Origin of the sequence: Streptomyces sp. NPDC051921, from assembly GCF_040680975.1 — a bacterium.
Classification (GTDB): Bacteria; Actinomycetota; Actinomycetes; order Streptomycetales; family Streptomycetaceae; genus Streptomyces.
Genome location: NZ_JBFAXU010000001.1, coordinates 304,738 through 329,861 on the forward strand (window position 1 = coordinate 304,738; position 25,124 = coordinate 329,861).

At 69.4% G+C, this 25,124-nt stretch carries 27 protein-coding genes; 9 read left to right on the forward strand and 18 right to left on the reverse strand.

The window, feature by feature from the left end; all coding sequences use genetic code 11:
* Positions 1-36: 36 nt before the first annotated feature.
* The 11 genes from AB0M16_RS01485 to AB0M16_RS01535 form a co-directional block, all read right to left on the reverse strand.
* Positions 37-423 (reverse strand): ATP-binding protein, encoded by a 387-nt coding sequence (locus AB0M16_RS01485; RefSeq protein WP_365337512.1) that lies wholly within the window; start codon positions 421-423, stop codon positions 37-39.
* Between the two features lie 45 nt (positions 424-468).
* Positions 469-1,041, reverse strand: coding sequence for a hypothetical protein (locus tag AB0M16_RS01490; protein ID WP_365337514.1), 573 nt, complete (start codon positions 1,039-1,041; stop codon positions 469-471).
* Positions 1,041-2,171: a hypothetical protein gene (locus tag AB0M16_RS01495; RefSeq protein WP_365337516.1), complete on the reverse strand. Its 1,131-nt coding sequence runs from the start codon at positions 2,169-2,171 to the stop codon at positions 1,041-1,043. The genes AB0M16_RS01490 and AB0M16_RS01495 overlap by 1 nt, the downstream gene beginning before the upstream one ends.
* 10 nt (positions 2,172-2,181) lie before the next feature.
* Positions 2,182-3,330 (reverse strand): hypothetical protein, encoded by a 1,149-nt coding sequence (locus tag AB0M16_RS01500; protein ID WP_365337518.1) that lies wholly within the window; start codon positions 3,328-3,330, stop codon positions 2,182-2,184.
* Between the two features lie 50 nt (positions 3,331-3,380).
* Complete coding sequence (locus tag AB0M16_RS01505; protein WP_365337520.1) at positions 3,381-4,568, reverse strand: hypothetical protein; 1,188 nt, start codon at positions 4,566-4,568, stop codon at positions 3,381-3,383.
* A 34-nt stretch (positions 4,569-4,602) separates the two neighbouring features.
* Positions 4,603-5,802, reverse strand: a complete 1,200-nt coding sequence (locus AB0M16_RS01510; protein ID WP_365337522.1) for a hypothetical protein — start codon at positions 5,800-5,802, stop codon at positions 4,603-4,605.
* A gap of 53 nt (positions 5,803-5,855) precedes the next feature.
* Positions 5,856-6,782, reverse strand: a complete 927-nt coding sequence (locus AB0M16_RS01515) for a phage tail protein (RefSeq protein WP_365337524.1) — start codon at positions 6,780-6,782, stop codon at positions 5,856-5,858.
* Positions 6,783-6,827: 45 nt separating this feature from the next.
* Complete coding sequence (locus AB0M16_RS01520; RefSeq protein ID WP_365337526.1) at positions 6,828-8,087, reverse strand: tape-measure protein; 1,260 nt, start codon at positions 8,085-8,087, stop codon at positions 6,828-6,830.
* Positions 8,084-9,286, reverse strand: a complete 1,203-nt coding sequence (locus tag AB0M16_RS01525) for a phage tail protein (RefSeq protein ID WP_365337528.1) — start codon at positions 9,284-9,286, stop codon at positions 8,084-8,086. Before AB0M16_RS01525 ends, AB0M16_RS01520 begins: the two co-directional genes overlap by 4 nt.
* Positions 9,287-9,351: 65 nt before the next feature.
* Positions 9,352-10,089, reverse strand: a complete 738-nt coding sequence (locus AB0M16_RS01530; RefSeq protein ID WP_365337530.1) for a hypothetical protein — start codon at positions 10,087-10,089, stop codon at positions 9,352-9,354.
* Between the two features lie 141 nt (positions 10,090-10,230).
* The gene (locus AB0M16_RS01535) at positions 10,231-10,428 is read right to left on the reverse strand and encodes a hypothetical protein (protein ID WP_365337531.1); all 198 of its coding nucleotides are present in this window, start codon (positions 10,426-10,428) and stop codon (positions 10,231-10,233) included.
* 300 nt (positions 10,429-10,728) lie between these two features.
* Between AB0M16_RS01535 and AB0M16_RS01540 the strand changes: the two genes are divergently transcribed.
* On the forward strand, positions 10,729-11,541 hold the full coding sequence (locus AB0M16_RS01540; protein ID WP_365337533.1) for a hypothetical protein: 813 nt from the start codon (positions 10,729-10,731) through the stop codon (positions 11,539-11,541).
* Positions 11,542-11,593: 52 nt separating this feature from the next.
* Here AB0M16_RS01540 and AB0M16_RS01545 read toward each other — a convergent pair whose 3' ends face one another.
* The 4 genes from AB0M16_RS01545 to AB0M16_RS01560 form a co-directional block, all read right to left on the reverse strand.
* Positions 11,594-11,896: a hypothetical protein gene (locus AB0M16_RS01545; RefSeq protein WP_365337535.1), complete on the reverse strand. Its 303-nt coding sequence runs from the start codon at positions 11,894-11,896 to the stop codon at positions 11,594-11,596.
* A gap of 116 nt (positions 11,897-12,012) precedes the next feature.
* Complete coding sequence (locus tag AB0M16_RS01550; protein WP_365337537.1) at positions 12,013-12,303, reverse strand: hypothetical protein; 291 nt, start codon at positions 12,301-12,303, stop codon at positions 12,013-12,015.
* A gap of 94 nt (positions 12,304-12,397) precedes the next feature.
* A complete protein-coding gene (locus AB0M16_RS01555) occupies positions 12,398-13,009 on the reverse strand; it encodes a phage tail protein (protein ID WP_365337539.1) in 612 nt (203 codons plus the stop codon).
* A gap of 146 nt (positions 13,010-13,155) precedes the next feature.
* Positions 13,156-13,563 (reverse strand): hypothetical protein, encoded by a 408-nt coding sequence (locus AB0M16_RS01560; RefSeq protein ID WP_365337541.1) that lies wholly within the window; start codon positions 13,561-13,563, stop codon positions 13,156-13,158.
* 287 nt (positions 13,564-13,850) lie between these two features.
* Here AB0M16_RS01560 and AB0M16_RS01565 point away from each other — a divergent pair, with 287 nt between their 5' ends.
* Complete coding sequence (locus AB0M16_RS01565) at positions 13,851-14,195, forward strand: hypothetical protein (RefSeq protein ID WP_365337543.1); 345 nt, start codon at positions 13,851-13,853, stop codon at positions 14,193-14,195.
* A gap of 103 nt (positions 14,196-14,298) precedes the next feature.
* A complete protein-coding gene (locus AB0M16_RS01570; protein WP_365337545.1) occupies positions 14,299-15,135 on the forward strand; it encodes a hypothetical protein in 837 nt (278 codons plus the stop codon).
* Positions 15,136-15,192: 57 nt separating this feature from the next.
* On the opposite strand, the gene AB0M16_RS01575 is transcribed toward AB0M16_RS01570, so the two are convergent.
* The 3 genes from AB0M16_RS01575 to AB0M16_RS01585 are packed head-to-tail and all read right to left on the reverse strand — an operon-like array spanning position 15,193 to position 16,542.
* The gene (locus tag AB0M16_RS01575) at positions 15,193-15,402 is read right to left on the reverse strand and encodes a hypothetical protein (protein ID WP_365337547.1); all 210 of its coding nucleotides are present in this window, start codon (positions 15,400-15,402) and stop codon (positions 15,193-15,195) included.
* Complete coding sequence (locus AB0M16_RS01580) at positions 15,396-16,145, reverse strand: hypothetical protein (RefSeq protein WP_365337549.1); 750 nt, start codon at positions 16,143-16,145, stop codon at positions 15,396-15,398. The genes AB0M16_RS01575 and AB0M16_RS01580 overlap by 7 nt, the downstream gene beginning before the upstream one ends.
* Positions 16,138-16,542 carry a WhiB family transcriptional regulator gene (locus AB0M16_RS01585; protein ID WP_365337551.1) on the reverse strand — a complete coding sequence of 135 codons (405 nt, stop codon included), beginning with the start codon at positions 16,540-16,542 and terminating at the stop codon, positions 16,138-16,140. Before AB0M16_RS01585 ends, AB0M16_RS01580 begins: the two co-directional genes overlap by 8 nt.
* A 247-nt stretch (positions 16,543-16,789) precedes the next feature.
* Between AB0M16_RS01585 and AB0M16_RS01590 the strand changes: the two genes are divergently transcribed.
* The 6 genes from AB0M16_RS01590 (at position 16,790) to AB0M16_RS01615 (ending at position 25,091) form a co-directional block, all read left to right on the forward strand.
* Positions 16,790-17,242: a helix-turn-helix transcriptional regulator gene (locus tag AB0M16_RS01590; RefSeq protein WP_365337553.1), complete on the forward strand. Its 453-nt coding sequence runs from the start codon at positions 16,790-16,792 to the stop codon at positions 17,240-17,242.
* A 655-nt stretch (positions 17,243-17,897) separates the two neighbouring features.
* A complete protein-coding gene (gene rpsL, locus AB0M16_RS01595) occupies positions 17,898-18,269 on the forward strand; it encodes a 30S ribosomal protein S12 (RefSeq protein WP_003948652.1) in 372 nt (123 codons plus the stop codon).
* Positions 18,270-18,271: 2 nt separating this feature from the next.
* Positions 18,272-18,742 carry a 30S ribosomal protein S7 gene (gene rpsG, locus AB0M16_RS01600; protein ID WP_345486254.1) on the forward strand — a complete coding sequence of 157 codons (471 nt, stop codon included), beginning with the start codon at positions 18,272-18,274 and terminating at the stop codon, positions 18,740-18,742.
* Positions 18,743-18,781: 39 nt separating this feature from the next.
* On the forward strand, positions 18,782-20,908 hold the full coding sequence (gene fusA / locus AB0M16_RS01605) for an elongation factor G (RefSeq protein ID WP_365337556.1): 2,127 nt from the start codon (positions 18,782-18,784) through the stop codon (positions 20,906-20,908).
* Between the two features lie 150 nt (positions 20,909-21,058).
* Positions 21,059-22,252: an elongation factor Tu gene (tuf, locus tag AB0M16_RS01610; protein ID WP_365337558.1), complete on the forward strand. Its 1,194-nt coding sequence runs from the start codon at positions 21,059-21,061 to the stop codon at positions 22,250-22,252.
* Positions 22,253-22,583: 331 nt separating this feature from the next.
* The gene (locus AB0M16_RS01615; protein WP_365337559.1) at positions 22,584-25,091 is read left to right on the forward strand and encodes an N-acetylmuramoyl-L-alanine amidase; all 2,508 of its coding nucleotides are present in this window, start codon (positions 22,584-22,586) and stop codon (positions 25,089-25,091) included.
* Positions 25,092-25,124 lie beyond the last annotated feature (33 nt).

Genomic DNA, 25,124 nt, shown 5'->3' on the forward strand with positions numbered 1-25,124 from the left:
CACGGGGCGGGGCGTACGGGGTGGGGCGGGACGGTGTTACGGGGCGGGCTCCGGGGCCGGGGCCTCCGGGGCCCAGGTGGCGCAGAGCGCGGCGTAGGCGGCGCGGCGGTCCTCGAAGTCGGCGAGGGCGGCGGCGACGGCCCGCTGGGCGGCGGTCGGGTCGGGCACGGCCGGCACTCCGTCCTTGGCGTACACCACCACCACGCCGGAGCCGCGCAGGGTGGTGTCCCCCGTGCCCTTCTCGGAGAACTCGGCGGTGATGAACACCGGCGGGTACTGCCCGGTGACCGGGTCGCGCTCCAGGGTGTAGCCCAGGTTGTTGTCGTGGACGCGGATGTTGAGGGTGTGGCCCTTCTCGGTGACGGTGGCGCGGCCCGCGTAGTCGATGGCCACGCCCCAGGGCTGGGTGGGGTCGATGTTCATGGCGTACTCCTCGTACGGCTGGTGCTGCTCGGAGGGCGGGGCAGGTCAGGTCTGGGCGCCGTGGATGAGCACGGGCTGGGCGTAGACCGTGCCGCCGGCGGCCTGCGCCTGGACCTCGATCTTCATCGTCTGGCCGAACCGGGTCTTCATGTCGCCGGGCAGCAGGCCGAGGTGCTCGTAGGTGGTGCCGGCGGTGACCGTGGGGCCGAACTGCACGTTGTCGACGAAGACCCGCACGCTGCCGGAGCCGCCGCTCGACACCTTCGTGTTGATGACGAGCCGCATCTTCGGCTGCCAGATGGGGTTGAAGCACTCGGCGATGGTGGCGAAGGTGGTGCTGGTGGTGGACGGCCACTTGGTGTGGTCGGTGGCCACCGGCGGCATCAGCTGCAGCCACGGCCGGGCGAGACCGCCGGTCATGATGTCGTCGGCGAAGATCTCGTGGTTGTAGCCGTCGAAGATGCGGAACAACGGCCGCGTGATGGTGACGCTTCCGGACGTCTCCGGCGGGCGGAACTCGTTGACCGCGGGACGGACGCGGGCAATGGTGGACAGTGTCTTCAGCCGGCGCTCCATCTGGTTGAGCCGGTCGATGATGTCCTCGGGCAGCTGGGGCATCAGGCCTCCTCGAGGTAGAGCTCGGCGGTGTCGGGACGGCCACGCTCCGGGGGAGTGACCTTGACGCCGACGATGCGGTAGCGGGCGTCGAGGCCCTGGGAGAACCACTCGTCGTGGATCCGGACGCGGGCGATGCGCCCGATCAGGGCGGGCGGGACCATTCCGCCGAGGTGGATGGTGATCGCCGGGATCACCACGGCGCCGCGGGCCTGGGACAGTTCGGCCGCGGCCAGCGAACCCAGGACGAGTTCGTCGGTGATCTCGTTGTGGTCCGAGGACAGGTCGATCAGCGGCCAGCCGTCGGCGAGCAGCGAACTGTCGTACTGCTCCTTGCTGAACAGCGGCCGGGAGTCGGTGGCCGCGTTCCCGTTCACCGAGGCGCCCCGGGCCATGGCGGTGGTGCCGCCGCGCGTCGCGTCGTACGGGAAGGAGTAGGACAGGATGACGCCGGGCCGGTCGAAGAGCAGGTCGGTGGAGCCGTTGATGATCTTGGGCTCGCCGAGCCGGAGCCGGCGGATCCGCTGCCCGGAAACAGGGTCGCGGTAGACCAGGATCTGGTGCTCGAAACCGTCCTGCATCTCGGCGATCTGGTTGAGCGCGTCCAGGTAGACGATCTCGTCGCCCTTGCGCCAGCTGACGATGCGGCTGACCTTGGGCTCCTCGTCGCCGAACGTGATCCCGATCCGCTTGGGCTCCTTGTCCGGCGGGGCGTCCGGGTAGGTCTGGACGTCGAGCTCGCTCCAGAGCCGGCGCGCGATCTCGATCTGAGGGGTCGCGGTGGTGTACGTGATGTCCTTGCGGATGCGCCGGCGGCCCGCGTACGAGTCGAAGGTGGCGGCCTGGATGCCGAGGGTCAGCACCCCGCGCCCGCTGGACTGCAGGGTGGTGGTCCAGACGATGCCGCCCCACCACAGGTCCCCGCCACGCTCCAGGTAGACGGACGTGCGGCCTTCCCGGACCTGCTTGACGCGCTGGGCGATGTCCTGGTTGGGGATCGGGATGGTGCCGGAGAGGGAGCCGGCCTTGCCGATGTAGTCGTCGAAGGAGACGTCCCGCAGCGGCAGGATGTCGAGTGTCTGGTCGGTGAGCAGATCGCAGAAGATCGCCCGGTAAGGCGTGTCGAGACTCATGCGGCGGACCTCACGGGAGGATGTAGGTGGCGCTGATGCGGATGTTGCGGCCGGCGGCGAGCGCGCCGTTCGGGGACCAGGTGCGCAGGTCGATCTGGCCTGACGTGGTCACGTTCGCCCCGCCGTTGCCGAAGCCGTCGCAGGCCGGGGCCTCGACGCTGAGGGCCGGGCGCCAGCCGGTGGGCAGGACGCACAGCGGCTCGTCGGTGATGTTGCCGGCGCTGTTGGCGTCGATCTGGGCGCCGCTGCGCGTCACGGTGACGGTCATGGTGCACAGGCCGGCCTTGTTGCGGCGGGCGTAGAACGACACCACGGACCAGTTGGGGAGCGCGGTCAGGCCGGTGGTGGTGGTCTCCACCTCGATCGGCGGCTGGTAGTTCACCCAGGCGGTGCCGTTCCACCGCTGGAGGACCCCGGCGTTCTCACGGAACTGGCCGGTGTAGCTGCCGACGGACACGGTTCCACTGGGGGCGACGCCGCCGATCTCCTTGGGGTAGGGGACCCAGTTGGTGCCGTCCCAGCGCTGGAGGTAGTGGGAGTTGTCGTTGTCCTGGTACTGGCCCGGGTAGGAGCCGGCCACACCGGCGTTGTTGTAGACGGGCAGGATGCCGCCCGCCGCGACGGTCGTGGTGCGCAGGTCCGTGATGGTGCCCGTCGTCGTCCACTCGATGCCGCCGTTGCCGGCCGAGGCCCCGGCCTTCACCTTGATGCTGAAGAGCACCAGGGAACGGGCCGGTGCCTCGGGGGCCACCGGAACCGCCTTCGGCTCGCCCTTGACGATCTCCACGACCGCCTCGTACCGGGTGCTCTGGAGGTCGGCGTCGGCGTCGTACACCCGCAGGACGACGAGGTCGATGCGCGGGTTCAGCGCGTCGCCGTCGCCGAAGGTGATGGTCATGTCCTGGTCGAGGGCCACGGGGTAGGCGCCGTCGGAGTTGGCGCCCTGGACGACGGCCTTGCCGGCGTAGACGGTGGCCGTCATCGGGCCGGTGCTGCTCATCCAGAGGCCGCCGACCCGGTACTTGCCGTCGAACGTTCCGGGCAGGATGCCGGACCGCACGCCGAGCGGATTGACCGGGGTGGTGGCGCCGATGTTGGTGATACGGGTGTTCTGGCGGGTCTGGCCGTTGGGCAGCAGCCAGCCGGAGCGTACGGGCATGGGATCTCCTCGAAGGAAGGACGGTCAGGCGAGCCGGAGGACGGCCGGGGTCAGTGCTGCGGGACGACGTGGATGAAGGTGTTGTTGAACCAGGCCTGCAGGGCGGTGTTGGTGGTCCGGAAGTAAGCGGTGACCGTGTAGGTGGCGCCGGCCGTCAGGGTGTGCAGCCGCTGGGTGGTGGACACCGCGATGTTGCCGGGGGACTGGCAGACCACGCCGTAGGTGTCGTTGTTGTCGCGGTGGACGGTCGTGCCCTGCATGATCTTCACGCTCATGAAACCGGCGCCGGAACCTGTGCCGACCAGCTGGATGCGCGAACCGAAGGTGATGATCGCCTGGCGCGAGCCCGGGGCGACGAAGGTGATGGACAGTGCGCCGGTCCGGTTGGTGAGCGTGTCGACGTAGGAGGTCGAGGTCGTGTAGCCGGCCGTCAGCGAGTCGTTGAAGATGGGGCCCGGGAACGCCGGCGCCCAGGCCGAGCCGTTCCACCGCTCCAGCCGGCCGCCCAGGCCGTCCCGGTACTGGCCGGTGTACGAGCCCGGGATGGCCGAGCCGACGGTGTTCGGCACGACACCGCCGATGGCCTGCGGGTACGCCACCCACTTGCCGCCGTCCCACCGCTGCAGCTGGGCGTCGGGGGTGTCCTGGTACTGGCCGGGGTAGGCGCCCTGCTGGACCGGACCCTCGACCGGGAGGATGCCGCCGGCGGAGACGACGGTGTTCCGCAGGTCCTTCAGAGCCGTGGCCCACGGGATGCCGCCGGTGCCCGCGCTGGCGCCGACCGGCACCCGCACCTCGTACAGCGGGAGGCTGCGCGCCGGGACCGGCTGGGCCTTCGGGGTCGCCTCGGGGACACCCTGGATGACCTCGATCACGGCCTCGTTGCGGTCGTCCCCGTACAGCTTGTCGCGGACCCGCAGGACGACGAGGTCGATCCGGTCGTACTGGGCGTTGCCCGGCGAGAAGGTGACGACCTCGGAGGCCGGCAGGGTCACCGGGTAGGCGCCCTGGGAGATGTCGCCCTGGATGACGCCGCGCCCCTCGGAGACGATCGCCGACATGGCGGAGGAGTTCGTCATCCAGAAGCCGGACAGCCGGTACTTGCCGTCGTAGGAACCGGGCAGGATGCCGGAGCGCACCTGGACGGGGTTGAGCGCGTTGGTGACGCCCATCTGGGTGAGGCGGGTGTCCTCGCGGGTCTGGCCGGTCTCGGCGACCCAGCTGCTGCGCAGGTTCATGGGGTTCTCCGTTCGGGGTTACGAGAAGGGCGGGTCAAGACTTGATCCACTCGGCGGTGAGGGTGCAGGCGTAGCCCGAGCCGCCGAGGGTCTTGATCGCCGCGGTGTGGTTGTGGTAGCCGGCCATCTGGAGCGTGTTGCCGGCGGTGAGCTTGATCAGGCCGTGGCCGCCGACGGTGATGGCGCTGTTGCCCGCGGGGGTCAGCCACGTCATGCGCTGGATGCCGGACCCGTTGACCAGGATCCGGGCGCCGCGGGCGCCGGTCTGGGCGTCGTTCGACCAGACGGCGTGCGCGCCGATCCGCCACCAGCCGGTGCGCGGTACCACGTAGGTGTTGCTCCCGTTCCAGCCGGCGGCGTCGTCGGCGTCGACCGTCGGCATGTTGATCGCGGTCCACGCGTTGGTCGGGATGCTCTGCTGCTGGGCGCTCAGCGTCTGCGAGACGCTGAGGACGACGGACGCCGTGCCCTGGGCGTACTGCCAGGCCGCACCGTCCCAGCGCTGGAGGATCCCGGAGCTGTCCCGGTACTGGCCGGTGTAACTGCCGGTCGAGACAAGGGAACCGGGCGCGATGCCGCCGACCGGCCTCGGGTACGACACCCAGGTCGAGCCGTCCCAGCGCTGCAGCATGCCGGCCGCGTCGCGGTACTGGCCGACGTACGCGCCCTTGTAGCCGCTGGTGGGCAGGATGCCGCCGAGCGCCACCACCGGCCAGTGCTGCTGGGTGACCCCGCCGGTGGTCCAGGCGATGCCTCCGGTGCCGGCGGACGTGCCCTTCGGGACGCGGACCGTGTACAGCGGGATGGTGCTGCCCGTGCCGCTCGCCGGCACCTGGGGGTTTGCTTCCGCGGTGCCCTTGACGAGCCGGACGACGGCCTCGGTGACACCCGTACGGTCGTAGGCATCGTCGACGACGGAGAGCTCGATCAGGTCTATCCGGTCGTACTGCGGATCGCCGTCGGTGATCGTGATCGCTTCCGGCGCCGTGACGGCCACGAGATACGCGCCCTGGGCGGTGTCCTTGCCCTGGATGACGGCCCGGCCGGTGCCGATCGTGCACTGCATGGGGGCGGTCCCGGTGAGGACGAGGCCGCCCGGCACGACGCCCGCCCGGGAGCGGAGCGGGGTCTCCTCGGGGCTCTGGCCACTGGGAGTGAGCAGGGCGGCGAGGGTGAGGCGGGTGTCCTCGCGGGTCTGGCCGTTGGACTGGAGCCAGGCGGCTCGTACGGTCATTGGGTTCACCTCTTCGTATGGGGAGGGGATCCGTCAGGGGTGGACGGCCGCGGTCACCACTCGGCGCTGCGCCAGCGGACCGTCATCAGCGCCTCGGGGGTCGCCTCGTCGGGGCGGAACGCCAGCTCGGTACGGCCCGGTTCGAGCAGGAACAGCTCCTCGGGGCTGGAGTCGGCCATGGCGGTGTGGCGACGGGACGCGGAGTTGTTGAGCGTCACCGTGCCGTTGGCGGTGTCGACGACGAGCTCGTCGCCGGAGGCCAGGTCGATCGCGTAGCGCAGCCGGCGCCTGCTGACCCGCTCGGTGACCGTCGGCATGGAGCACGGGCCGCGGAAGGTGATCACCGGGTGGGTGGCGGCGGAGCCGGTGTTCTCGGCCACGGCGTCACCGGTGGACGTGGCCTGTCCCCAGTCCAGCGGCCAGACCAGCGGCCAGGTCAGACCGGACTCCGGCTGCGGGGCCGTGGTGGTCGCGGTCTGCTCCTCGACGCCGTAGCGACGCGGGTCGGCGGCGAGCCACTGGATCGACATCTTGGAGCTGCCCTGGGTGGCGAAGCCCTGGTCGGCCGGCACCACCCGCTGGGCGATCCGGGCGCGGACGGCGAGCACCTCGCCGTGCAGCCGGACGGCGAGCCAGCGCTCCTCGTCGAGCAGGGCGAGGGCTTGGCGCAGGGCACGGATGGCCTCGGCGGCCGCGCCGTACTCCGGCATCAGCACGATCGTGCCGCCGATCTTGCGCGGCTTGGCGAAGCGGGATCCGGGCCAGGCGCCGTGCGAGGTGGGCCGCTCGGCGTCGGAGGAGTCGTACTCGGGCAGGTCCTCCCAGCCGGAGAGGCCGGAGCGGTCGACGGCGAACGGTGTACCGGGACCGATGAGAAGCCCGGCCCACTGCATCTGCCCGTCCTGGGTGATGAGCGAGCCGGGCGCGAGGTCGGCGGTGAAGCTGTTTCCGGCGGCGTATGCGGTTGTGGTCTCGGCCATGGGGGCCGTCACCTCACTTCTGAGGAGGGCGGGTTGGCAGGGCGGTCAGGCGTGGGCGGCCATGAGGAAGAGCAGGTCCTCGGCGGTCGACCGGGCGCCGGCACCGGGTTCCTCGTGGAAGTCCCGGATGCGGTGGGGCTGCCGGGCAGCCTCGGTCAGGGCCGGGATACGGCGGGACTCGAGCGTGGTGAGCGGGTCGATGCGCGGCGCGTCGTCGGCGCCGGGGAAGACGACACCGCCTTCGGCGAGCATCGGGATCTTGTCGAGGTCGACGCCGAAGTGCTTGCCGAGGAAGTCGAAGCTGAGCTTGTTGAGGCCGTCGATGATCCAGTTGGCGAAGGCGATGAGGCCGTTGATGGGGCCTTTGACGACGCCGATAACGGTGCTCAGGGCGCCCTTGATCAGGTCTCCGATCCCGCGCAGGGCTCCGCCGACCGCGTCCTTGGCCGTACGGAAGAAGCCGGGGACGGAGTCGGTGAAGAACGAGAGGAACGGCTGGATCGAGTTCCGGATCCCGCCGATCGTGCCGGACGCGATGCCGCGCAGCGCGTTGGAGGCGGAGGTCACGGAGGAACGGACGTTGGAGAAGCCGTTGATCGCGGAGCCGATGATCCCGAGTGCGGCGGTGAACAGCGTCAGGTAGCCCTTGAAGTAGGTCATGACGGCCTGTCCGATCAGCTCCATGATCGGCTGGAGGAACTTCCAGACGGACTGGAAGCCTTTGAGGGCCTGCTGGAAGACCTGCTTCATGATCCGCTGGCCGGCCTCGCTGTTCATGGCGTACTCGATGAGCCAGGCGGCGACGGGCACGAGGATGCCGACGAGGAAGCCGATGGGGTTGGCGCGCATGGCGAGGTTGATGCCGGTCATCGCCACCGCCGCGATGGTCATGGCGACGCCGAAGGTGCCCATCAGGCCGGTGATGACGTCGGTGATGGGGAGCAGCGGCAACAGGACGGCGAGGATGCCGCCGAGTCCCTGACCGAGCTTGCCGAGGGCGCCCTTGGCCTTCCCGGCCTTGTCTCCGAAGGACTTGACTCCGCGGGGGGCGGTGGAGCGGCCGAGTTTGGTGACGGAACCGGAGGCGGAGGTGGCGTCGGTGCGGATCCGGGCCACCGAGGAGGTCGCGCCCCGCACTTCACTGGCGAAGCGCTCGGTCTTGCCTGCGGCATCGCGCAGGGACCGGGTCAGGGCCTGCAATGTGGTGTTGGTCGGCCGGATGTTCCGGCTGAAGTTCCGGAAGGCTTCGGGCGCACCGGCGAGCAGCCGGTTGCTGAACACGACCGACGGCGCGACCGCGATCATCCGCGCGCCTTCGACAGGTACATCAGCGCGTCCGCCGTGGACTGCGGGTCACTGTTGCGGGCGGCGTGGTAGTGCTCGATGTGCAGCCCGCCGCCGGCGCCTCCGCCTGCCTGCATCTGCTGGTGCATGCGGGCGCGGCGGGCGGTGAGGGCGAGGAGCCGGTCCAGCTTGGAGAGCGGGAGGACGGCCTCGGCCTCGCCGGCCTCGGCGATGATCGCCGGGACACCGCCGTTACGCGGCATGACGACACCACCGGTGGCGAGCATCGGGATGTTCGGGATGTTCACGCCGAAGGTCTTGCCGCCGACGAGGGGCACCCAGCCGGGGACGCTGACCTTGACCCGGTTGAGGCTGCTGATCATCCGGTTGATCATGCCGATGACGGCGTTGATCGGGCCGGACACGCCGCTCTTGATGCCGTTGAACGCCCGGGACGCGATGTCCTTGAGGCCGTTCCAGATGGACGACATCTTGTCCTTGACGGCGGTGAAGGCGTTCGGGATCGCGGTCTTGATCCAGTTGACCACCGGGGTGATGACGGCCTTGATGCCGTTCCAGACGGTGCTGATGACCGTCTTGATCGCCTTCATGACCGTGGTGATGACCGTCTTCCAGATCTTCACGTAGGTCTTGATGACGGTGGCGACGGCCTTGACGACGACGGAGATGGCCTGCTTGATGCCGTTCCAGACCGTCTTGATCAACTGACCGGCCTTCTTCATGATCGGGCCGATGGCCTTCATGACCGAGCTGATCACGGTCTTGATGGCGGCGAAGGCCTTCTTCATGATCGTCTGCATGGTCTTCGAGCGCGTCGCCATCTCGACGACCTTCTCGATGAGCGGCATGAACAGCTCGATCAGACGGGCCAGGAAGTTGCCCTTCATGGACTTGTTGAGCTTGTCCTGGCCCTTGGCGGCCTTGCCGGCGCCGGACTCGTACTTGCCGAGCTTCGTTCCGGCGGACTGGCCGGTCTGGCCGGCCTTGGTCATGGACCGCTCGGCCTGGTCCGTTGCCGTCTTGAGGCTCTTGAGCTGGGACGTGGTGGACTGCGCCGAGGACTTCAGCTGCTTGACCCCGTTGGAGGCGGAGCTGCTGCCGCTGCCGACACGGGTGACGGCCTGGGCGCTCTGCTGGGCGTCGGTCTTGAGCTTTCTCAGCGCCGACGAGGCGCTGCCGAGTGCTTTGGTGAGAGACATGGGCACCTGGTTTCGTGGAGGAGGGGAAGACCTGTTGGTGAGCGCGGTGACGCGCGGTCAGGGGCCTAGTCGAGCGCGACCGTCGTCTGCCCGAGGGCGGCGCGCAGGGCGTTGAGGTCGGCGGTCGCCGTCTGGGCGTTGTTCTTCCACCGGTCCTTCGCCTCTGTCTCCTTCCCCTTCAGGGTGTTGATCTTCTTCACGAGACGCTCCGCGCTCCTCGAGGTCCTGTTTGCTGACTTCTTCGCGCGATCGAGCTTCTTCTGGAGCTTCTCGACCTCGGCCCTGGCCGCATTCGTTCTCGCCGTGTGCCGGTCGACCGCCCCTTGGGAGCCCCGTCCTTCGTCGAGGCGGGTCTGGGCTGCCTGTCGAGCGTTTTCGTGGTGCCGCAGACGGGCTTGCGCGCGGGCCAGCTCGTCCTGGCGGTCCGTGAGCCGGGTGAGCTTCCGCTTCATCCGGTTCTGCTTGCCGTAGAGGTCCCGCTGCTTGTTCTCGACACGTACCTGGAAGGCCTTGGCCTTGTCGGCCCACGGCCAGCCGAGACGCTGCCGGCCGTTGATCGTGATGCCTTTGTCGTCGAGCTTGAACCAGGTGTAGTCGACCTTGAAGAGGCCGATCGAGGCGGCGAAGAGGCCCGCCATCTCCACCTTCATGAGGGTGATGTCACCCTTGATGCCGGAGACGGTGCTCGACAGGTTCGAGACCACCACCTTCGTCTCGTCGTATTGCTTCGCCTGGGCGACCCACGGGGGCAGCTTGACCAGGGTTGCGGAGAGCTCCTGTACGGGATCGGGAACGACTGACATGGCTGTACTCCATTCGGAGATGTCGTGCCGCAGCGCACCCGGAAACGCCGAAGCCGCCTGCCCTGGACGGGCGCGGGCGGCTCGTGTGCGTGGGCGGCGGGGTTCGTCCCGCCGGCGAGGCGTGGTGTGGCGCAGCGAGTGTCAGCGGCGGCGTAGTTCGGTGAGGGCGTCGTTCCAGCCCGCCGCGTAGGCGACCGCTTCGCGCCGGCTGACCTCGGCGTACAGCGTGCCGAGCAACGCTCTCTTGTCGAGGGCGACGGGCCCGTCCAGCAGCTCGGCGAGGCGGTCGTGGAGCGGGATGTGCGGTCGCGATGACTCGGCCTCGGCCTGCTGGGTCATGGACGCCTGCCTTCCGGTTGCTTGCCCTTGCGTGCGTGGCGGCGCCGCGGAAGAGGCGGGGGCACCACGCTATCGAACGTCTGTACGAGCAGAGTGTGGAACATCTGTTCGAGGTTTGTCGAGCGGGAAACGCCTGACGGCGTGTCTTCTCGTCAACTCCCCGTAGGGGTTGAGGCCCGATCGGATCTGATGTTCGACCGGGGTACCCTGGATGACGCGTTCCCGGACCTGACACAGTCGGGGGCGGGGGGCGCGAGGGGCGCGCGGGGACCCCGGGGGGTTGGAAGGCAGTGCGGACGCATGGAAACGGAGCCGGGCGCTAACCGGCGGGAGCGGGTCATCGACTGGCTCGAATCCCACCCGGACCTGCCCCATCTCTTCGCGAGGCTGGCTGAGCTCGTGCACGTCGCCGGATACGCCCCCGAAGACCTCGTCGTGCTGCCCAGGGCCGAGGTGGACCGCCGCGAGACCGCCGCGTTCACCGCCGGCTGGGCCGAGGCCGTCTCCGACGAACTCCCGCGTATCCGCCGCGAGTACGAGAAGCGCGTTGCTGATGCGTACGCCCATGGACAGGGTGACACGCGTGGAATCCGGCGCCCCCAGCGGCGTGCGGACGTCTCACCGGACGGCGCCCGGGTCATCCCGCTGCCTTTCGCTCGACTCCTGGAGCCGCCGGCCGTGGTCGTCCAGGCCGAGGAGCGGGTCCGCAGGGAGCGCGAGCTGTTCGAACAGCGACCAGAGCCGGAGCCTGTGCCCGAGTCCGGGCCCGAGTCCGCGTACGTACCCGAGCAGGGGCCCGTGGTTGCGCCCGTACGCGCTTCCGAACCGGAGCCGGAGACTGACCTCCTGGTGACGGCTCAGGAGAGCCGTACCCGCAGGAATGGCCAGCCCGTACGCAAGGTGGTCCGGGGCAAGGGCGGGCGCCCGATCGTGCCGCCGCTCAACAGCGTGGCCGCGCAGAACGGGCCCGCACCCGAACGGCGCGGCCCCGACTCCGAACAGGAGACGCGTCCGGGCGGTCGGGGACGTCGGCTGTCGGAGCGGGCCCGTGCTCTGGAGGACGAGCTGGCCGCAGAACGAGCACAGGAAGCGCCCCCGGAGCCCGCTCCCTGACGGGAACGGGCACCGGGGGCCATGGGGGACGTAGCCGATGACGGACGCGACGTCAGCTGAAGAAGCGAGCCAGCTGATGCGGGGACACCACCTCGGCTCCTTCTGCGCCCGAAGTGCCCGCGCCGCCCTTGCCCTCTTCCTCGCCCTCGGGGGAATCTCCGGGTCGGGGTACAGGCTGCGGCGGATCTGGCTGCTCGCCGTCCTCGTCCGTGTTGACGCACATGAACATCCAGTTGGCGGTGGCCAGATGATCGACCGCCGCAGCGAGCAGATGGTCGGTCACCGACCACTCGGCGGCCTCCCCGTGCAGGTTTCGCTGGACGGCGCTGTCGGCCGGAAGGTGCTTGATCAGCACCGCGACGCGCCTGCTGGATAGTTCTCCGCGGTGCCAGTCGAGGAGGTCCGTTCCGTAGTAGCGGAGCAGGTCCGCCTCAAGTGCCTCGGCGTGTTCGTCGACGAACTCGACGAGGCTCAGTCTTCCCCCAGGCCGAGCCCGGTCTCCTGGCCGTAAGCCTCCAGGATCGCGGCCACGTCCTGCATGGTGACCTCGTGCTCCTCGAAGCGGGCGTACTGCTCCTCACCCATGAGGAGCTCGAGCAGACCGTCCACGTCGCTGTCGTCGAGCTTGCGCAGGGCCTTCGCGATCCGGCGCGAGAGCTCGGTGGGAAGCGTGTAGGACTCGCCGTCCAGCTCGAAGGACCAGGTGCGGCCGTGGGCCTCCAGACGCTGGGCGCGGGCGGCGTTGACATCGAATCGGGACATGGTGATGCGTACTCCTTGTTCGGGTGATTCGAGTGGGTGAGGAGAAGAAGGGTGGGGCGGGGCGGCGGTGGGCCGCCCCGCCCCGGGGGATGGATCAGACGGTGGCGGAGTACTGGCTGTCCTTCATGAGGAAGGTCGCCAGCGGCTTGCCGTCGCCCTTCGACATCGCCGAGAAGGTGATGCCGAGCGTGGAGGCGGCCTTGCGGGCCAGCTTGATGTCGTCCGTGGCGGTGACCTGGCCGCGCGGGATGATGAAGCGGTACTTCACCGCGGTGGTGCCACCGGCCTTGACGTCGGTGAACTCCAGGCCGAGGGCGCGGACGTCCGCGAACGGACGCTCGGCGATCTCGTAGCGGTAGGTGTCGACCGCCGGGGTCGGCTCGGCCTTGACCGAGTCGCCGCCCATGAAGAAGGGCAGCGTGTCCTCGTTGAACTGCAGCAGCGAGAACTTCAGCGACAGGTCACGGGCCGAGTAGATGTAGTGGACCGGGGAGACCGACTGCCACGAGTCGATGGCCTCCAGCTTGTCCTTCTTGGAGAAGGTGACGCCGTCGCCGGTCGTGAAGCCGAGGTCCTTCCAGCCCGCGCCGGACCAGTCGGCGGCGGAGTCCGCGCCGAAGGCGGCCGGGAGGGCGGTGCCGGCGTCGGCGACGTAGAGCTTGCCGGTGCCGGCGACGCGGATCTCGGCAGAGTTGTTTCCAGCCATGGTGAGTTTTTCTCCTTGATGAGAGGGGTGAGGGCACCGCCCCGGGGCCGGACTGCTCCGGCTCCGGGTACGGCAAAGGCCCCGCCGAATGGGTCGGCGAGGCCTGGTCTGTGGGGAGCGCGTGGGGGCGCTCCGGAAGCGAGCGTCTAGAAGACGTTCAGCGAGAGCTGGATGACGCAGAGGTAGCGGTTGGCGCCCCGGTACAGGTAGTCGGGCATCCAGCGCGGCCCGTCCTGCTCCTCGACGTCGCTGACGAAGTTCGCGCCGAGCTGCTTGCCTATCGTGCCGAGCAGCACCTTGCGGGCGGCGTTGGCGAGGACGTGGGCCGCGGTCTTCGTCGGCCCGTACACCTCGAACTCGATCAGCGGCTTGTCGACGTGCAGGTCGCCGATCCAGGCGCCGCCGCGGCGGTTCACCAGGACGGCGTTCTGCGTGCCGTCGAAGCCGGCGGGCGCCTGGGCGGCGACCGTGATTCCGGCCATCGTCGGGTCGGCCTTGAGGACGTCGACGACCAGCTTCTCGACGTCCGGGAACGCACTCGGGGGAGTGGTCATGACGGTTCTCCTCGGTGGAAGGGAGGGCGGGACGGGATGGTGCGGGGTGGTTCGGGTGCCGCCCGGGGTGCTCGACGCGGGCGAAGGGGGAAGGGCGCGGAGCACTCCCGGACGGCGAACGGCGGAGTCTGCGGCCCGTCTCGCGGGCACAGCTCCGCCGCTGCACCAACTGTGACAGACGAGCGTGCGCGCACGCAACTAGTTCGGGGGTGGATTCCGGGTCGCGTGCGCAGGGGGCCGTCTAGATTGAGCGGAACGACAGAGACACGACAACGGAAGGCGGGGCCGTGAGCTGGTACGTCTTGGTGGAGATGACCGTGACGGCGAGCGGCGACGACCGCTGGGAACTGGTCGACAAGGTCAGCGTCGAGGGCGGCAGGGAGGCGGCACTCGCCAAGGCCGAGGAGATGAGCCGGACCTACGTGCGCGGCGCGCAGCCCGAGGAGTGCGGCCGGCTCGTGTTCCGTACCTCCCCGACGACCTGGATCGTCGAGCAGAGCCGGTCGTTCTGGGGCGACGGACGGGAGCACACGAACACGCGGCATCTGCACATCCGCGTCGCCGAGCTGGAGTACGTCAAGGAGACGCCGCCCGCCGAGCGGCCCGGGAAGGGCTGGCTGCGCAGGCGATGACGGCGGTGGGCCGACGCCCCCGCGTGCTCGCCAGGCCCGGCCGATAGCTTGGCCGGACCGCCCGATCGCCCGACCCCGCCCGCCGTCCCGGAGGAGTCACCCCGTGTCCGCCGCCGTCCGACCCCGCCCCCGTCTCCTCTACGTCACCGATCTCGCCTACCCCGCTCGCGGACGGCGCTACTGCGACGAGGACATCGACCTCACCGCGCGGCTGCGTGCCCACTTCGACCTCGCGCTGTGCCATCCCCTCGACGCGGCCGCCCTCATGGACGCCTTCGACGCCGTCGTCGTCCGCAACAGCGGCCCCGTCCTGCACTACCAGGAGGCCTACGACGCCTTCCGCGCCCGCGCCCGGGCCGCCGGAACCCGCGTCTACAACCCGCTCCACGGGCGCGGCGACATGGCCGGCAAGCAGTACCTGCTCGACCTCACCGCCGCCGGGTACCCCGTCATCCCCACCGTCGACCGCGCCGCCGACCTCGAACGGCTCCCCGAGGCGGTCGAGTACGTCGTCAAGCCCAAGGCCGGCGCCGACTCCATAGGCCTGGAGTTCGTGCCGTACGAGCGCCTCGCGGAGCTCTCCTACGGAGACGTCCTCGTCCAGCCGCGCGTCGACTTCCGGTACGAGGTGTCCTTCTACTTCGTCGACGACCGCTGCCAGTACGCCCTCCACGCCCCCGACCCCGAGCGCCGCTGGGTCCTGGAGCCGTACGAGCCCACCGAGGCGGATCTGGCCTTCGCGCGCCGTTTCGTCGACTGGAACACCCTCGACCACGGCATCCAGCGCGTCGACGCCTGCCGCACCCGCGAGGGCGAGCTCCTCCTGGTCGAGCTGGAGGACCTCAACCCGTACCTCTCCCTCGACCGTGTGCCGGAGGGCGTGCGCGACCGGTTCGTCGAGGACATGACCGCCTCCCTGCACGGGTTCCTGCGGGCATGACGAAGCGCCCCCGTCTCGGTACGAGACGGGGGCGCTGCTGCTTCCACGTGCGCGGACTCAGGCCGTACGGGGCCTTCGCCGCGTCGCGCGTTCCGCCGCGAAGACGTCCTCCAGGCGGAAGAGCTGGGCCCGGCCGGCCTTGCCCGCGGCCCGCAGGTGGCCCAGCTGGACCCACTTGCGGATCGTCGCCGGGGCGACCCCCGCCTCCTCGGCGGCGAGCGGGCCCGGGATGAGCGCGGGCAGGGAAAGCGCGGTCGAGCTCAGCATGTGGTGTCCTTCGTGTCGTCCATCGCCGCTTCGATCTCCTCCGGACGCGCCCCCGACGCGTCCGCGAGCTCCGACCACTCCTCCTCCGGCCACAGGTGCCGGTAGGACGGGTCGTCCTGGCAGCCGCACGCCGCGTCCGTGCACACGCACGCCGGGTTCACGCACAGCACCGCGCGCCGGTCCGGGAAGGCCCGCAGCGACACCGAGTCGCACCAGGGGCAGCGGCCGGACACCCGGACGACCGTCTCCGCGTCGCCCAGGGTGCGCGCGCAGCGGCGCGCCATGCGGCGGACCTCGTCCCGCACGTGCCGGGTGAGCACGGGGTGCGCGGCGATCTCGTCGAGCAGCCCGACGACCCGGCGGAGCCGCTCGACGACCCCCGCCCGGCGCGGCCGCGGCAGCCCGAGCCGCGCGCAGACCGCCTCCTCCAGCTCCACCACGCCGTCGGTGATGTCGCGGATGGCGTCCGAGATGTGCAGCCGGATCGGCGCGGCGCCGTGGCCGGGCACGGACAGGCCGTGCCGCTGTTCGAGCAGCAGGGCCTCGTGCCGTTCGGCCCGGATCAGCTCGTCGCGGCCCGGGTGCGGCTTGGTCGGCGCGCTCCCGGCGGGAGCGCGCCGACCGGGCGCGAGCTCCTCGGCGAGCTCGGGGAACTGCCGTACGAGGGAGGCCGCCCAGAGGACGACGTCCCGTGCGACCCGCTCGTCGGCGACGGCGCCCGGTGCGTGCTGCTGCTCAGCCACGGCTGCCCCCGGCGAGGGCGGCGACCGGGGCGGCGACGGGTGCGGCGGGCGTGGTGGGGGCGAGGACGGTTCCGGCGGCGTCCAGCGCGGCGGCGTCCAGCGCGGCGGCGTCCGGAGCGGCGGCGTCCAGTGCGCCCGCGAGCTCGGCGGCGGCCTCGCCGCGGCGCCGGCGGGGCTTCACCGGGCGTCCGTTGCGCCACAGGCGGCCCGCGCAGACGCCGTCGAACCAGCTCTCGGCGGGGGCGACGGCCGTCTCGCACTCGCGGCTGACGGGGCAGACGGCGCAGGCGCGCAGGGCGGGGGCCGCCTCCTTGCCGCGCCGGGAGAAGACGACGGACGGGGAGAGGTCGGCGCACGCGGCGGCGGCCTGCCAGGGGGAAGTGTCGGGCTGGTGCAAGGTGGATCTCCACGGTCCGGGGCCCATGGGGCCCCGGGGGCTTGTGGGGCCCTTGGGACTCATGAGGCCGACGAGTGCGGCGGCGAGCAACATAGACATGTTGCGTGCGAGCTCGCAACTACCTTCATGGAGACGCCTTCACCGATTCGACACGATTGCGTGCCCGAAAGCACGTAATTCCGTGCGCGCAAGCACGCTAAAGTGAGGGGCCCGAAGGGTGGGGGATTAAACAGGGAGCGGTACACACATGAGCACTCAAGGGCTCGACGAGTTCGCGGGATGGGTCGAGGGCCTGATGCGAGCACGCGGCTACGACATCGACAGCCCCCGCGGCGGAGGGAAGTCCCGGATCGCCGACGAGGCCGGCGTCCACCGGGCGGCCGTCACGCGCCTGCTGCAGCGGCAGAGCATGCCCGACCTGGAGACCATGCGCAGGATCGCCCCGCTCCTCGGGGTCTCCGTCCGCGACATGCTCATCCGGTCCGGCCGGGTGACCCCGGAGGAGCTGCCGCTCGCCGCGGATCTGCTGCCGCCGACCGACTGGCAGCCGACCATGGAGGACTTCGCGCGCTGGCTCGGGGTCCCGGACGAGCGGATGGACGTCTTCGTCAAGGTCGTCACGCAGTTCCTGGTGGAGCCCGAGGCGGAGGACGGCGACGTCCGCCCCGCGGGCGAGTCCCGGCGCGCCGCCCAGGACTGAGCCGGTCCCGGACCTCGTCCGGGGCCGGGGGCCCGCACCGGGCCCGGCGGTCCGTGCCGACCGCGACCGGCACCTCGGCGCCCTCGGCCCGCGGCGGGGGCCGTGGCGGGGCGGTGGCGGGGTCGTGGCGGCACCCCCAGGCCGCCCAGGCCGCGCCTCCGGCGCCCACGGCACCGACAGGCCGTGGCGACCCCTCGGGCGACCTCCGGCGCCCATCGGACCCGCAGGGTCGCGGCGGTCCCCTCGGCCGCCGCCGGCGCCCCGGCGCCACCGGCCCGCACCCCGGCCCCCGACCGGCGAGACACCCCCAGGTCCCGCGCCGGCCGGGGCGGGAGCTCGTACGGGCCCGCGTGATCCTCCGCGTACCACTGCCCGGCGCGCCGGAACGGCGTTCTCCCACGTCGTCCGAGCGCCGTGCGCGTGGGCATTTGTTTTGACCGGAGTCCATGCGATAGGTACGCTCATGCCTTGTGCCTGGGGTGTGCCCGGAGCCGTGTGCGTGTCCTCAACCGCACGTGGAGTTCCGAGACCGGCCACCGCAATCCGCGCCTTTTCCGCCCTCGGCGGAGGTCCGCGGGGTTCGACACACCCGACCGCGTGGGTCGGCGACGTTCCAGGTTAGTTTTACCGACGGCACACAGAAACCGGAGAAGTAGTGCCTACGATCCAGCAGCTGGTCCGTAAGGGCCGGCAGGACAAGGTCGAGAAGAACAAGACGCCCGCACTCGAGGGTTCCCCTCAGCGTCGCGGCGTCTGCACGCGTGTGTTCACGACCACCCCGAAGAAGCCGAACTCGGCCCTCCGTAAGGTCGCGCGTGTGCGTCTGACCTCGGGCATCGAGGTCACGGCCTACATTCCGGGTGAGGGTCACAACCTGCAGGAGCACTCCATCGTGCTCGTGCGTGGTGGCCGTGTGAAGGACCTGCCGGGTGTTCGTTACAAGATCATCCGCGGTTCCCTCGACACGCAGGGCGTCAAGAACCGTAAGCAGGCTCGCAGCCGCTACGGCGCCAAGAAGGAGAAGTAAGAATGCCTCGTAAGGGCCCCGCCCCGAAGCGCCCGGTCATCATCGACCCGGTCTACAGCTCTCCTCTTGTCACCTCGCTGATCAACAAGATCCTGCTGGACGGCAAGCGTTCCACCGCCGAGCGCATCGTGTACGGCGCCATGGAGGGTCTTCGTGAGAAGACCGGCCAGGACCCGGTCATCACGCTGAAGCGCGCTCTCGAGAACGTCAAGCCGTCCCTCGAGGTCAAGTCCCGCCGTGTCGGTGGCGCCACCTACCAGGTGCCGATCGAGGTCAAGCCCGGTCGTGCCTCCACCCTCGCGCTGCGCTGGCTGGTCGGTTACTCCCGCGCCCGCCGCGAGAAGACCATGACCGAGCGCCTCATGAACGAGCTCCTCGACGCCTCGAACGGCCTCGGTGCTTCGGTCAAGAAGCGCGAGGACACGCACAAGATGGCCGAGTCCAACAAGGCCTTCGCGCACTACCGCTGGTAGTCGCAACCCACATCGAGACCGAGAGAAGACTGAAGCCTTATGGCTACCACTTCGCTTGACCTGGCCAAGGTGCGCAACATCGGCATCATGGCCCACATCGACGCGGGCAAGACGACCACCACCGAGCGGATCCTGTTCTACACCGGTGTCTCGTACAAGATCGGTGAGGTCCACGACGGCGCTGCCACGATGGACTGGATGGAGCAGGAGCAGGAGCGTGGCATCACGATCACCTCTGCTGCCACCACCTGCCACTGGCCGCTCGAGAACGTCGACCACACGATCAACATCATCGACACGCCGGGCCACGTCGACTTCACCGTCGAGGTGGAGCGTTCGCTGCGCGTGCTCGACGGTGCTGTGACGGTGTTCGACGGCGTGGCCGGCGTCGAGCCGCAGTCCGAGACCGTTTGGCGTCAGGCGGACCGCTACGGCGTTCCGCGCATCTGCTTCGTCAACAAGCTCGACCGCACCGGTGCCGAGTTCTTCCGCTGCGTCGACATGATCGTGGACCGCCTCGGCGCGACCCCGATCGTCATGCAGCTCCCCATCGGCGCCGAGGCCGACTTCCAGGGCGTCGTCGACCTCGTCCGCATGAAGGCCCTTGTCTGGTCCGCCGAGGCCACCAAGGGTGAGATGTACGACGTCGTCGACATCCCGGCTTCGCACACCGAGCTCGCCGAGGAGTGGCGCGGCAAGCTCGTCGAGGCCGTCGCGGAGAACGACGAAGAGATCATGGAGCTCTTCCTCGAGGGCCAGGAGCCCACCGAGGAGCAGCTGTACGCCGCGATCCGTCGTATCACCATCGCCTCCGGCAAGGGCGGCGAGACCACGGTCACCCCGGTGTTCTGTGGCACCGCGTTCAAGAACAAGGGCGTTCAGCCCCTGCTCGACGCGGTCGTGCGCTACCTCCCCTCCCCGCTTGACGTCGAGGCCATCGAGGGCCACGCCGTCAACGACCCGGAGGAGGTCGTCAAGCGCAAGCCGTCCGACGACGAGCCGCTGGCCGCCCTCGCGTTCAAGATCGCGAGCGACCCGCACCTCGGTAAGCTCACCTTCGTCCGGATCTACTCCGGTCGCCTGGACTCCGGCACCTCGGTGCTGAACTCCGTCAAGGGCAAGAAGGAGCGCATCGGCAAGATCTACCGCATGCACGCGAACAAGCGTGAGGAGATCGACTCGGTGGGCGCCGGCGACATCGTCGCCGTCATGGGCCTGAAGCAGACCACCACCGGTGAGACGCTGTGCGACGAGAAGAACCAGGTGATCCTGGAGTCCATGGACTTCCCGGCGCCGGTCATCCAGGTCGCGATCGAGCCCAAGTCCAAGGGTGACCAGGAGAAGCTGGGTGTCGCCATCCAGCGTCTCGCGGAGGAGGACCCCTCCTTCCAGGTGCACTCGGACGAGGAGACCGGCCAGACCATCATCGGTGGTATGGGCGAGCTCCACCTCGACATCCTCGTCGACCGTATGCGTCGCGAGTTCAAGGTCGAGGCGAACGTCGGCAAGCCGCAGGTCGCGTACCGCGAGACGATCCGCAAGGCCGTCGAGCGCGTGGACTACACCCACAAGAAGCAGACCGGTGGTACCGGTCAGTTCGCCAAGGTGCAGATCGCGATCGAGCCCATCGAGGGCGGCGACGCCTCGTACGAGTTCGTGAACAAGGTCACCGGTGGCCGCATCCCGAAGGAGTACATCCCTTCGGTCGACGCCGGTGCGCAGGAGGCCATGCAGTTCGGCATCCTGGCCGGCTACGAGATGACTGGCGTCCGCGTCATCCTTCTCGACGGTGCCTACCACGAGGTCGACTCCTCCGAGCTCGCGTTCAAGATCGCCGGTTCGCAGGCCTTCAAGGAGGCCGCGCGCAAGGCTTCCCCCGTCATCCTTGAGCCGATGATGGCCGTCGAGGTCGTCACGCCCGAGGACTACATGGGCGAGGTCATCGGTGACATCAACTCCCGCCGTGGTCAGATCCAGGCCATGGAGGAGCGCAGCGGCGCTCGCGTCGTGAAGGGCCTCGTGCCCCTCTCGGAGATGTTCGGCTACGTCGGAGACCTCCGCAGCAAGACCTCGGGTCGCGCAAGCTACTCGATGCAGTTCGACTCCTACGCCGAGGTTCCGCGGAACGTCGCCGAGGAGATCATCGCGAAGGCCAAGGGCGAGTAACTCTCCCGAGTACACGCTTTAGGCTTGACACCGTCCGCCGGGGCTCGATCTTCGAACCCGAGGCGAGAGCCCCCGGCGGACGGCATCCCAGCAAAGATCACCTGGCGCCGATGAGTAAGGCGTACAGAACCACTCCACAGGAGGACCCCAGTGGCGAAGGCGAAGTTCGAGCGGACTAAGCCGCACGTCAACATCGGCACCATCGGTCACATTGACCACGGTAAGACGACCCTCACGGCCGCCATTACCAAGGTGCTGCACGACGCGTACCCGGACCTGAACGAGGCCTCGGCCTTCGACCAGATCGACAAGGCTCCCGAGGAGCGCCAGCGCGGTATCACGATCTCGATCGCGCACGTCGAGTACCAGACCGAGTCGCGTCACTACGCCCACGTCGACTGCCCCGGTCACGCGGACTACATCAAGAACATGATCACGGGTGCCGCGCAGATGGACGGCGCCATCCTCGTGGTCGCCGCCACCGACGGCCCGATGCCGCAGACCAAGGAGCACGTGCTCCTGGCCCGCCAGGTCGGCGTTCCGTACATCGTCGTCGCCCTGAACAAGGCCGACATGGTGGACGACGAGGAGATCCTGGAGCTCGTCGAGCTCGAGGTCCGTGAGCTCCTCTCCGAGTACGAGTTCCCGGGCGACGACCTGCCGGTCGTCCGCGTCTCGGCGCTCAAGGCGCTCGAGGGCGACAAGGAGTGGGGCGAGAAGCTCCTCGGCCTCATGCACGCCGTGGACGAGTCCATCCCGCAGCCCGAGCGTGACGTCGACAAGCCGTTCCTGATGCCGATCGAGGACGTCTTCACGATCACCGGTCGTGGCACCGTCGTCACCGGTCGTATCGAGCGTGGTGTCCTCAAGGTCAACGAGACCGTCGACATCATCGGCATCAAGACCGAGAAGACCACCACCACGGTCACCGGCATCGAGATGTTCCGCAAGCTGCTCGACGAGGGCCAGGCCGGTGAGAACGTCGGTCTGCTCCTCCGTGGCATCAAGCGCGAGGACGTCGAGCGCGGCCAGGTCATCATCAAGCCGGGTTCGGTCACGCCTCACACGAACTTCGAGGCCCAGGCCTACATCCTGTCGAAGGACGAGGGTGGCCGTCACACCCCGTTCTTCAACAACTACCGCCCGCAGTTCTACTTCCGTACCACGGACGTGACCGGCGTCGTGACCCTCCCCGAGGGCACCGAGATGGTCATGCCGGGCGACAACACCGCCATGAGCGTTGAGCTGATCCAGCCCATCGCCATGGAGGAGGGCCTCAAGTTCGCCATCCGTGAGGGTGGCCGGACCGTCGGCGCCGGCCAGGTCGTCAAGATCACCAAGTAAGTTCTCACGAACTTCGGTGGTTTGACCTGGTAGCTCGACAGAGCTCCGCGAGGACCCCGCACCGCTTCGGCGGTGCGGGGTCCTCCGCTTTACCCCCCGGTGGCAGACGCAAACCTGACGTCCCGTAGCATGCGGCCGGTCAGGCGTGTCATGACCAATCAGGGGTGGAGACAACTTGAAATCGGGACGTCGAGCGCGACGTAGAACGGCCACGCGAATACGTCGTACGGCGATAGGCGCCGCACTCGCAGGTGTCACGGTCCTCGCCTTCCAGGCGGCGGCGAACGGGGCGGTCTTCGGGAACGACGCGGAGACGCCGGCTCCGGCCGACGTGTACAGCGCGAACGGGGAGGAGAACGGCCCCGTCAAGAGCGAGGTCCACAAGCTCGCCCTCGCCGACAAGGGCCACGGAGAAGCGGTTCTGTCGCAGCGCGACACCGCCCGCTTCGGCCTCCTGGGCGTGTCCTGGACGGACCCCGAGGCCAAGATCAAGGGGACGGTGCAGGCGCGGACCAGGAGCATCGAGACCGGCGAGTGGACCGAGTGGATGGACCTGGTGCCCTACCCGGCACTGCTCGACGGCAAGCGGGCCGGCGCCCGCGGTTCCACCGAGCCGGTCTGGGTCGGCGCCTCCGACGGTGCCGAGGTGCGGGTCTCCGACGGTGCCGCTGACGGCAAGCTGCCCGCGGGCCTGCGTCTGGACCTCGTCGACCCCGGTGCCAGCACCACTGCTGACAAGTCTTCGGGCGAGCTGAACGCGGAGCCCGCGGCCTTCTCCATCGAGTCGCCGCCGTCCACGCCCGGCCCGGCGTCGACCGCCCCCAAGCCGACGATCGTCTCGCGTGCCGAGTGGGGGGCCGACGAGTCGCTCAACAACGAGGGCCCGACCTACCTGCCCGGCGGGAAGATCAAGGCCGTGTTCGTGCACCACACCACGGACGCCGACTACAACTGCGCCGACTCCGCGGCGGTCGTCCGGGCCATCCACGTCTACCACGTGAAGTCCAATGGTTGGCGCGACCTCGGCTACAACTTCCTCGTCGACAAGTGCGGCACGATCTTCGAGGGACGCCAGGGCGGCGTCGACCAGCCGGTGATGGGCGCCCACACCTACGGCTGGAACTCCGAGTCGACCAGCGTGTCCTTCATCGGTGACTACACCAGCCAGACCGCGCCGCAGGCCGCGCTGATCTCCGCTTCGCGAGTCGTCGCGTACAAGCTCGGCCAGTACGGGGTGGACCCGAACGGCACGGCCCAGCTGACGGCCGGTGTCACGCAGAAGAACTACTTCGGTGACTCCTTCGAGGCCACCAAGGTCTACTCGTTCGCCGCCGTCTCCGGGCACCGCAACGGCTTCAACACGCAGTGCCCCGGCAACAGCCTCTACCCGCAGCTGCCGCAGATTCGTTCCTTCGCCACCGGCTCCGTCGCCGGTCTCAAGATCGACTCGCTGACCGGCGGGGCGACCAGGGCCGGCACCGGCTATGAGACCCCCGGTCCGCTGACCGTGAACTGGTCCACGACCACCTCCCCGAACAGCCTCATCAACAAGTTCGAGGTGCTCGTCGACGGTCAGGTCGTCGTGTCGCCCTGGGGGCACATCCGCAGCGCCGCCGTGTCCGTCAGCGGGTACGGCAACCACACCGTCGCCGTCCGCGCCACGCACATCTCCGGCAAGGTCACGACCTCCCCGGCCGTCACCGTCACGGTACCCGGCCCCAAGACCTTCCACCCGGTCTCCCCGAAGCGCCTGATGAACACCCTCGCGGGCGTCGGCGTCCCGAAGGCGAAGGTCGGACCCGGCCAGGAGGTCGTTCTCCAGGTCGCCGGCGTCGAGGGCATCCCGGCCACCGGTGTCGGCGCGGTCGTGCTCAACGTGACCGCCACGAACCCGACGACGTCCAGCTTCGTGTCGGTGTACCCGAACGGCACGGACCGTCCGAGCACGTCGAACCTGAACTTCAAGGCCGGGGTCTCGATCCCGAACCTGGTCACCGTCCCGGTGATCGACGGCAAGGTGCGGTTCTACAACCACGCCGGTTCCGTCGACCTCCTCGCCGACATCACCGGCTACTACACGAAGGACGACACCGGCTCGACCTTCGCCACCACCGGGCCCACGCGCATCATGAACACCATCGCGGGCCAGGGAGTCGCGGCCAAGCTCGGCCCGGCCTCGACGGCCTCCCTCCAGGTCACGGGCGTCGCGGGCATCCCGTCCACCGGTGTCTCCGCGGTCGTGATGAACGTGACGGCGACCAACCCGACCACCTCGGGCTGGGTGTCCGTCTACCCGAGCGGGACCACGCGCCCGAGCACGTCGAACCTGAACTTCAAGGCGGGCCAGTCGATCCCCAACCTGGTGATCGTCCCGGTCGGCGCCGACGGCAAGGTGAACTTCTACAACCACGCCGGCTCGGTCGACCTGCTCGGTGACGTCACCGGTTACTTCACCACCGACACCACCCAGGCGAAGCACATCAACATCGGCCCGAAGCGCCTGATGAACACCATCGCGGGCCAGGGCGTGCGGCAGGGCAAGGTCGGAGCCAAGGAGGCCGTCACCCTCCAGGTGACCGGCGCCAACGGGATCCCGGCGAGCGGCGTCACCGCGGTCGTGATCAACGTGACGGCGACCAACCCGACCACCTCGGGCTGGGTGTCCGTCTACCCGAGCGACCAGGTCCGGCCGCCCGTGTCGAACCTGAACTTCACCGCCGGCCTGTCGATCCCGAACCTCGTGGTCGTCCCGGTCAGCGCCGACGGCAAGGTCAGCTTCTACAACCACGCCGGCAGCGTCGACCTGCTCGCGGACATCACCGGTTACTTCGTGAAGTGACCTGATCTCACCGCGAGTTCGGGCCTGCCTCCC

Coding starts and splice junctions, on each gene's coding strand:
- AB0M16_RS01485 (WP_365337512.1), bottom strand. CDS start 423: ATGAACATCGACCCCACCCAGCCCTGGGGCGTGGCCATCGACTACGCG.
- AB0M16_RS01490 (WP_365337514.1), bottom strand. CDS start 1,041: ATGCCCCAGCTGCCCGAGGACATCATCGACCGGCTCAACCAGATGGAG.
- AB0M16_RS01495 (WP_365337516.1), bottom strand. CDS start 2,171: ATGAGTCTCGACACGCCTTACCGGGCGATCTTCTGCGATCTGCTCACC.
- AB0M16_RS01500 (WP_365337518.1), bottom strand. CDS start 3,330: ATGCCCGTACGCTCCGGCTGGCTGCTGCCCAACGGCCAGACCCGCCAG.
- AB0M16_RS01505 (WP_365337520.1), bottom strand. CDS start 4,568: ATGAACCTGCGCAGCAGCTGGGTCGCCGAGACCGGCCAGACCCGCGAG.
- AB0M16_RS01510 (WP_365337522.1), bottom strand. CDS start 5,802: ATGACCGTACGAGCCGCCTGGCTCCAGTCCAACGGCCAGACCCGCGAG.
- AB0M16_RS01515 (WP_365337524.1), bottom strand. CDS start 6,782: ATGGCCGAGACCACAACCGCATACGCCGCCGGAAACAGCTTCACCGCC.
- AB0M16_RS01520 (WP_365337526.1), bottom strand. CDS start 8,087: ATGATCGCGGTCGCGCCGTCGGTCGTGTTCAGCAACCGGCTGCTCGCC.
- AB0M16_RS01525 (WP_365337528.1), bottom strand. CDS start 9,286: ATGTCTCTCACCAAAGCACTCGGCAGCGCCTCGTCGGCGCTGAGAAAG.
- AB0M16_RS01530 (WP_365337530.1), bottom strand. CDS start 10,089: ATGTCAGTCGTTCCCGATCCCGTACAGGAGCTCTCCGCAACCCTGGTC.
- AB0M16_RS01535 (WP_365337531.1), bottom strand. CDS start 10,428: ATGACCCAGCAGGCCGAGGCCGAGTCATCGCGACCGCACATCCCGCTC.
- AB0M16_RS01540 (WP_365337533.1), top strand. CDS start 10,729: ATGGAAACGGAGCCGGGCGCTAACCGGCGGGAGCGGGTCATCGACTGG.
- AB0M16_RS01550 (WP_365337537.1), bottom strand. CDS start 12,303: ATGTCCCGATTCGATGTCAACGCCGCCCGCGCCCAGCGTCTGGAGGCC.
- AB0M16_RS01555 (WP_365337539.1), bottom strand. CDS start 13,009: ATGGCTGGAAACAACTCTGCCGAGATCCGCGTCGCCGGCACCGGCAAG.
- AB0M16_RS01560 (WP_365337541.1), bottom strand. CDS start 13,563: ATGACCACTCCCCCGAGTGCGTTCCCGGACGTCGAGAAGCTGGTCGTC.
- AB0M16_RS01575 (WP_365337547.1), bottom strand. CDS start 15,402: ATGCTGAGCTCGACCGCGCTTTCCCTGCCCGCGCTCATCCCGGGCCCG.
- AB0M16_RS01590 (WP_365337553.1), top strand. CDS start 16,790: ATGAGCACTCAAGGGCTCGACGAGTTCGCGGGATGGGTCGAGGGCCTG.
- rpsG (WP_345486254.1), top strand. CDS start 18,272: ATGCCTCGTAAGGGCCCCGCCCCGAAGCGCCCGGTCATCATCGACCCG.
- fusA (WP_365337556.1), top strand. CDS start 18,782: ATGGCTACCACTTCGCTTGACCTGGCCAAGGTGCGCAACATCGGCATC.